The following is a 2,006-nucleotide window of genomic DNA, read 5'->3' on the forward strand; positions in this document are numbered from 1 at the left end:
ATCAATGCCCGGTCCAGCGGCGGCAGCATGCGGATCGCCGCCTCCAGCTGCTGTACCGCGTGCTGCTGTTCGGCCGGCGCACCCTCGTCCACCGGCAGGGTGTCCTCCTCCAGCACGGCATGGTGGCGTTGCCGCAGCTGCTGCCGGCGCACCTGCGAGATGGCCACGTTCAGCGCGACCCGGTACAGCCAGGTGGAGAAGCGGGCGCGTGCCGGGTCGAAGCTGTCGAACGCATCCCAGGCCTGCACGCTGATGTCCTGGATCAGGTCGAGCCGGTCTTCCTGGTGCGCGCAGTAGCCGCGCGCGATCTTCAGCACGATGCCGCGGTGCTGGTCCAGCAACGCGGCAAAGCGGAGGCGGGGGTCGCGGGCGGCAGGGGCGTTCATGTCCATACCCAGGTGATTCGCACGAAGGCGGCGGTTATCACAGCGCCTCGGCGGGAATGCCGATCACCTGGGGGCGTCGGCCGCCTGCACGCGGTTCTTGCCAACTCGCTTGGCCGCATACAGGGCCGCATCCGCACGCCGCAGCAGGGCATCCACCGGTTCGCCGGCCTGCCATTGCGCCACCCCGGCGCTGAAGTGCACCGGCACCCGCGTGTCGTCCAGCGGCAGCGGGCGCTGGGCCAGCGAGCGCTGCAGCCGCAGCAGGGTGGACATGCTGTCGGCGGCGGGCGTTTCGGGCAGCAGCAGCACGAATTCGTCGCCACCGATGCGGGCGATCGCATCGGTGCTGCGCAGGTGCAGCTGGCAGACCGTGACCAGGTGGCGCAGCACCGCATCGCCGCCGGCATGGCCGTGGGCCGTGTTGGTCTGGTGGAAGTCGTCCAGGTCGATCAGCGCCAGGGCCAGCGGGTGCCCATGGCGGCCGGCCCGCGCCAGCTCGCGCTCGACCAGCTCGTCGAATCCGCGGCGGTTGAGCGCCCCGGTCAGCGGGTCGGTGCGGACCAGCCCGGACACATCGCGCAGTTCCTGCTCCAGCTCGGCGATGCGCTGCTCGGCCTGCTCCACTTCGCGGCGTGCATTGCCCAGGTGGTCGCGCGCCTGCAGTGCCTGCTCCTGCACGCGGCCGGTGTCCTGCAGCACGCCCTGCAGCAGCTGGCTGAGGTCGGCGATGCTGCGCGCCTCCTTCAGGGCCAGCGCATAACTGCTGATCCGGTCGTGGTACTCGCCGGTGCTCACCGCCATGCCGTCGAGGCGCTCGATGAAGCCGCCCATCAGGCCCTTCATGGCCGCCTTGGATTCAACGATGCCCTGCTTGAGCAGACCCTGTTTGTAGATCACTTCGCGCAGGTTGGCGCGCGCCTGGTCGACCGAGTCGCGGTCCAGCGGGCCGCTGATCAGCTGGCGCACCGCATGCACCTGCCCATGCAGCCAGCTGCTGTCGTCCAGCAGCTCGCCGATGTTGTCCAGCAGCAGGTCGAACAGGCTCAGCAGCAGTTCCTGCTGTTCCTGCCAGCCATCGCTGCGCACGCCGATCTGGTGGGTCAGCTCGCGCAGGCGCAGTTCGATCGGCTGCAGCGGCTGGCCGGGATGCCAGTGGCGAAGGTCGGCGGCGATCTGCGCGGGTTCGTCCCGCAGCTCGGGCATGTTCTGCAGCAGGCTGGCCACGGTCACGCCCAGCGTGTGCCGCAGCAGCTCGCGCAGGCGCAGGCTGTCGGGCTGGCCGTCGGGGCTGTCCTGCTCGATGGTGCGGATGTACTTGTCGATCAGCTGGCGCATCGCGCGGCCGTAGCTGACCCAGTCGGCACTGCGCTGCGCCGACTGCAGGCGCAGGCCCATGTCGCCCAGTTCGCCGGGCAGGGTGGACATGCCGTTGGCGAAGGCGGCCAGCAGCGGTTCGGGGCTGTCGATGCCGGCGAACAGGCGCTGCAGCATCGCGCTGGTGCCGCCCTTGGGGCCGGGCGCGTCCACGCTGGCCGTGTCGATCACCCGGGTGCCGGCCTGGCGCCGCGACAGCAGCCGGCCCACGGCGGTGCCGGGGCTGGGGGGAGCGTCGTGCGGGTC

Annotated in this window: 2 protein-coding genes; both read right to left on the reverse strand. The window is 70.8% G+C overall.

Annotation, left to right across the window (positions count from 1 at the left end; all coding sequences use genetic code 11):
• Window positions 1–386, reverse strand: a 386-nt coding sequence (locus tag DBR34_RS18040) for a sigma-70 family RNA polymerase sigma factor (RefSeq protein WP_146186880.1), incomplete at its 3' end; no start/stop codon positions are given.
• Window positions 387–449: 63 nt separating this feature from the next.
• Window positions 450–1,931, reverse strand: coding sequence for a GGDEF domain-containing protein (locus tag DBR34_RS18045; RefSeq protein WP_258224099.1), 1,482 nt, complete (start codon window positions 1,929–1,931; stop codon window positions 450–452).
• Window positions 1,932–2,006: the final 75 nt, after the last annotated feature.

Origin of the sequence: Stenotrophomonas sp. HMWF003 (assembly GCF_003061285.1) — a bacterium.
GTDB lineage: Bacteria > Pseudomonadota > Gammaproteobacteria > Xanthomonadales > Xanthomonadaceae > Stenotrophomonas > Stenotrophomonas maltophilia_AP.